6 protein-coding genes are annotated in these 5,010 nt (G+C 61.3%); all 6 read right to left on the bottom strand.

Going from position 1 to position 5,010, the window contains the following annotated elements:
* Positions 1 to 251: 251 nt before the first annotated feature.
* Entirely contained in the window at positions 252 to 902 is a 651-nt protein-coding gene (locus EN906_RS22575; RefSeq protein ID WP_013531371.1) for an OmpA family protein, read from the bottom strand.
* 176 nt (positions 903 to 1,078) lie between these two features.
* On the bottom strand, positions 1,079 to 1,447 hold the full coding sequence (locus tag EN906_RS22570; RefSeq protein WP_024503891.1) for a GFA family protein: 369 nt from the start codon (positions 1,445 to 1,447) through the stop codon (positions 1,079 to 1,081).
* Positions 1,448 to 1,605: 158 nt separating this feature from the next.
* Positions 1,606 to 1,983, bottom strand: a complete 378-nt coding sequence (locus EN906_RS22565; RefSeq protein WP_023812122.1) for a hypothetical protein — start codon at positions 1,981 to 1,983, stop codon at positions 1,606 to 1,608.
* 286 nt (positions 1,984 to 2,269) lie between these two features.
* A complete protein-coding gene (locus EN906_RS22560; protein WP_127270927.1) occupies positions 2,270 to 2,689 on the bottom strand; it encodes a GFA family protein in 420 nt (139 codons plus the stop codon).
* Between the two features lie 79 nt (positions 2,690 to 2,768).
* A protein-coding gene (prfB, locus tag EN906_RS22555; RefSeq protein ID WP_127272597.1) for a peptide chain release factor 2 occupies positions 2,769 to 3,900 on the bottom strand; the annotation gives its coding sequence in 2 pieces (ribosomal slippage) (positions 2,769 to 3,833 and positions 3,835 to 3,900; 1,131 coding nt in all).
* 118 nt (positions 3,901 to 4,018) lie between these two features.
* Positions 4,019 to 5,010, bottom strand: a 992-nt coding sequence (locus EN906_RS22550) for a penicillin-binding transpeptidase domain-containing protein (RefSeq protein ID WP_281060454.1), incomplete at its 5' end; no start/stop codon positions are given.

Below are 5,010 nucleotides of genomic sequence, written 5' to 3'. Positions count from 1 at the left end.
CCCAAGGCTGGCTGTTCTTGTCATGCATTCCTCCCAGATTTCTGATCTGGCCGTGCAAGACCGAGGCGGAAAAATGCTGATTGCGCGGCCAGTGACACCGCCTCATCCCCTCAGGAACAGCGATGATGCTATTCCTTTCCATAGCTGCGGGAAAGATGTATTTTAGGAATAACTAATTGAATAACACCAATATCCGCTCAAACAAAAACGGCCCCCCATGGGAGCCGTTTCGCATTGGTTTGCCGTACAAATCAGGTGAGCGGCGAAAGCTGGATCTCGACGCGGCGGTTCTGGGCGCGACCTTCGGCCGTGGCATTGGATGCGACGGGGCGCGTCTTGCCGAAGCCTGTGACTGCGAAGCGTCGCTGATCCACGCCCTGACCGGACAGATAGTTCGCCACCGCCAAAGCACGACGCTGCGACAGATCGAAATTGTGCTGGTCGCCACCGGTCGAATCGGTGTGGCCGAACACGTCGACCGTGGTCTGCTTGAACTTCTTCAGCACCAGCGCGACAGAGTTCAGGACTTGGTAGAAGCCGGGCTTCACCGCATCCTGGTCCGAGTTGAAGGTGATGTCGGACGGCATATTGAGGATGATCTGGTCGCCGCTGCGGGTGACGCTGACACCGGTGCCCTCGAGCTGCCGGCGCAGTTCGGCCTCGTTCTGGTCCATGGTGGCGCCGATGGCGCCGCCGGCCAGCGCGCCGATGCCGGCGCCGATCAGTGCGTTGCGGCGGTCGTTGCCGCCGGCAAGCAGGCCAAGGCTTGCACCCGCCAGGGCACCAAGGCCGGCGCCGGCCGCCGTGTTGGAAATCTTCTGGTCGCCCGTATACGGATCGGTGGTGGTGCAGGCGCTCACGAGCACAGCCGTCGCCACGACGACGAGCACAGTCTTTTTCATAGGATGGTCCCTCTCCAAGTCACGCCTTGCGGTGGCGCCAAATCAGCCCTTCCCGCGACTTGTACCACGAATTGCGGCGAAAAGCGGAACGGCAAAAGCGCCGCTCACGGCTTTTCCCGAGGGACCGATACACAGTGATAGCGCCGCATCGCCGGGCCGCAATCGTTCGGATCAGGCTACCAGAGGTTCTTGCCGTCTATGACCACCACTTCGACCTTGTCGAGATCGAAATCGTCGAACAGTCGCGAGTTGACGCTGATCTTGGGATTGTCGAAATCCGGCTCGCCGGTCGACCAGTCCGGCGTTTCGGTAAAGGTGCCGCAGCCGCAGGTGGCGCAAAAACCGTGCTTTACGGTTTTCGATCCCCAGCGGTAGAAAGAGACGTTCTCCATCGGGCTGGTGAGCTTGAATTGCGAAGGCACGTAGTAGGCCCAGAGCGAGCCGCGCTTCGAGCAGAAAGAACAGGTGCATTGCGTCACCGTCTGCGGTGCCTGCGAAACCTCGAATGTCGTCGCCTTGCAATGACAGCTTGCCTTGATGGTCATCAACGAACTCCTCCTGTCGCCCGCCACCCCGTGCGGCAAAGGCAGCATAAAGAGGTGCTCCTGACAACTGTCTGTCAGCAGGCATCACCCGAACTGCGCAAACCCGGCCTGCGGTCCCGGTCACACGCGACCGCGGACGTCCGACCGCCGTCCTGTCGTCAATAGGAGCGCGGCGGCACGAACAGGCAGATTGTCTTGCCGGCGTCGAGGCCCGCCTGGTGCGCACACCAATGGAACTCGCCGTCCGGGCTGTCCTTGACACGCTTGTCGGTCATTGGAACGATCTCACCCGTTCCGGCGATGACATAGCCCTCGGGTTTCTCCAGCACTTCGCCTGTATGGGTCGTGCGACAATCATAGTTGGCGCAGCATGCGAACGGATAACTCCAGCCCTGTGGCTTTGCCGCCGTGGGTGTGGCGTCATGCGCGAAGGCGGGTGCCGTCAGCATTGCCATCGCGCCGATCGCGAACAGGGAAAACAAAAGTCGGCCAGCCGGTTGAACGGCATTGGCCGATCTGAGTGTGGCAGCAGACATGACGCGTTCCTTTCAAACGAGCTCAAGCGTTTCGCTTGCCCGTTCCCGGAACGTATCTTCCCAGTGGCCGGATCGTCGGGTCGCAGATATGCCGCGTCCGGCCATAAATGCTTTTTCTCTCCCAGCGTTTGGATGCTGGGCTGATTCCTTGGTCGGCGCAAGAAGATGCATTCCCGACATCGTTCTATAGACGTCAGGTATCCGCTACCGCCGACGAGATGAGGCCAAGGTCAATTCCCGGCAAACGGGCGTCGAATAAACGGAATTGGCCCGCTGTGGTTCCAGCCTATTGCTGGTCAGAGCCGGCAATCACGTGCTCTTGATGCTGCGGCAGGTCATCGGTGATGGTGAACCAGCCCGCCTTCGAACCGACGAAGATGTGCTCGGTCGGGCGGATGGACGGGTCGTTGACGAGCGTTCCCATGGCGACATGGACGTAGGCGCCGTCGCGCACCAGCGAATAAAGCAAGGAGCCGCACCGGCCGCAATGCGCGTTATGGCCGCTTTCGTCGCCAAAGATCAGGAGCTTGTCCCCGCCTTCGGTGAGGACAAGCTTTTCACGCTCGATACCGGCGAAAGGCTTGAAGGCCGAACCGGTGGTGCGCCGGCAGTTCGAACAATGGCAATTCGCGGCATAGAGGAATTCGTCGGCGACCTCGTAGTGAACCGCGCCGCAGAAGCACTTTCCGGTGAGCTTGCTCGGCAACCCACTCCTCCGTCGCTGTGGTGCGCAGGGGTATGTTCAGATTGAGGTCAGGCTAGCCTCACCTGAACATGGACATATCCTAATCCAGGTCTGCTACGGCTTCGCCCGCACCGCCTTCGATGCGCTGCGACAACGAGGCTTCCATGAAATCGTCGAGGTCGCCATCGAGCACGCTCGACGGGCTGGTGCTCTCGACGCCGGTGCGGAGATCCTTCACCAGCTGGTAGGGCTGCAGCACATAGGAGCGTATCTGGTGACCCCAGCCTATATCACTCTTCGACGCTTCGGTGGCGTTTGCAACTGCCTCGCGCTTCTTCAGCTCTTCCTCGTAAAGGCGCGAGCGCAGCATCTCCCAGGCCTTGGCCTTGTTCTTGTGCTGCGAACGTTCGGCTTGGCAGGCGACCGCAATGCCGGTGGCCAGATGCGTGATGCGCACCGCCGAATCGGTGGTGTTGACGTGCTGGCCGCCCGAGCCGGACGAGCGATAAGTATCGATGCGGACATCCGATTCCGAGACGTCGATCTCGATCGTGTCGTCGATGACCGGATAGACCCAGACGCTGGCGAAGGACGTATGCCGGCGCGCATTGCTGTCATAGGGCGAAATACGCACCAGGCGATGAACGCCCGATTCCGTCTTCATCCAGCCATAGGCATTGTGGCCTTTGATCATCAACGTGGCCGACTTGATGCCGGCCTCTTCGCCGTCATGCATTTCCAGCACTTCGACCTTGAAGCGACGACGCTCGGCCCAGCGCGTGTACATGCGCAGCAGCATCGAGGCCCAGTCCTGGCTTTCGGTGCCGCCGGCACCGGCATGGATTTCGAGATAGGTGTCGTTGGAATCTGCTTCACCCGACAGCAACGTCTCGACCTGGCGGGCCTTCGCTTCGCCTTGCATCGAGCGGATCGCGGCTTCGGCCTCGGCAATGACCCCCTCGTCGCGCTCTTCCTCGCCGAGCTCGATCAGGCCGATATTGTCTTCCAGCGCCTGCGTCAGACCTTTCACCGAGGCGATGCCCTCTTCCAGGCCCTGGCGCTCGCGCATCAGCTTCTGCGCTTCCAGCGGCTCGTTCCAGAGGCTGGCGTCCTCGGCGCGCACATTAAGGTATTCAAGCCGCTTTATGGCCTGATCCCAGTCAAAGATGCCTCCTCAGCAGGGTTATCGCCTGCCTGATCTCGTCGACAATATTCTGCGTTTCCGCGCGCATGGCTGGCTGTTCTGTCCTGTTTGCTGAAGTCGGTCGGCGCGATACATAGGCAGGCCGCCGCCGGCTGTAAAGCAAAATGGGCTGGCGCCAAGGCCAGCCCATCCGCTCATGAAAATCGTCAGTAGAGGCCGCCGCCGCCGGACTGGATGGCCTGGTTGGCCTGCGGTGACAACGCGCCACCGGTGGCATTGGAGCCGTCGGCGCCCATGCCGATGACCCAATAGCTGTCGGCGGGACCGGTACCCGGCTTGAAGGCTTCGATGATGGTGCCCGGATCGCCCGATGCGGCACGCATGCCGGTCTTGCGGTTGATGGCGACCAGGTTCATGCCTTCGGGCACCTTGAAATCGACATTGGGCGTGCCGTCCAGCGCCACCCGCATGAAGTCCTTGAAGATCGGGGCTGCGAGGCCGCCACCGGTGGCGCCATGGCCAAGGCCGCGCGGCGTGTCGTAGCCCATGTAGAGGCCGACGACGAGGTTGGGCGTGTAACCGATGAACCAGGCGTCCTTTTCGTCGTTGGTCGTTCCAGTCTTGCCAGCGATGTGACGGCCGAGTTCACTGATGGTGGCGCCGGTGCCGCGTTGCACGACACCTTCCATCATCGAGGTGATCTGGTAGGCCGTCATCGGATCGAGCACCTGCTCGGAATTGTCGACGAGTTCCGGCTCCGGCTGGTTCTGCCATTCGGGCGCATTGCAGCCCTGGCAGCCACGTTCGTCCTGCTTGAACACCGTCTTGCCGTAGCGGTCCTGGATGCGGTCGATGAGCGACGGTTTGATCGACTTGCCGCCATTGGCCATGATCGAATAGGCCGACACCATGCGCATCACGGTGGTTTCGCCGGAACCCAGCGCCATCGGTAGATAGGGTGCCAGATGGTCGTAGACACCGAAGCGCTCGGCATATTCGACGACCAGCTTCATCCCCATGTCATTGGCAAGCCGCACCGTCATCAGGTTGCGCGACTTCTCGATGCCGGAGCGCAGGGTCGCCGGACCGGCAACGGTGCCGTCGTAATTCTTCGGCGTCCAGCTCGTGTTGCCGCTCTGGATCGTGATCGGCCCGTCCATGATCACCGAGGCCGGCGTATAGCCATTGTCGAGTGCGG

This window comes from Mesorhizobium sp. M7A.F.Ca.CA.004.06.1.1 (assembly GCF_003999135.1).
In the GTDB taxonomy this organism is placed as follows: domain Bacteria; phylum Pseudomonadota; class Alphaproteobacteria; order Rhizobiales; family Rhizobiaceae; genus Mesorhizobium.
Note: the sequence above shows the minus strand (reverse complement) of the source record. Positions and strands in the feature narration are given on the sequence as shown.

Coding starts and splice junctions, on each gene's coding strand:
- EN906_RS22575 (WP_013531371.1), bottom strand. CDS start 902: ATGAAAAAGACTGTGCTCGTCGTCGTGGCGACGGCTGTGCTCGTGAGC.
- EN906_RS22570 (WP_024503891.1), bottom strand. CDS start 1,447: ATGACCATCAAGGCAAGCTGTCATTGCAAGGCGACGACATTCGAGGTT.
- EN906_RS22565 (WP_023812122.1), bottom strand. CDS start 1,983: ATGTCTGCTGCCACACTCAGATCGGCCAATGCCGTTCAACCGGCTGGC.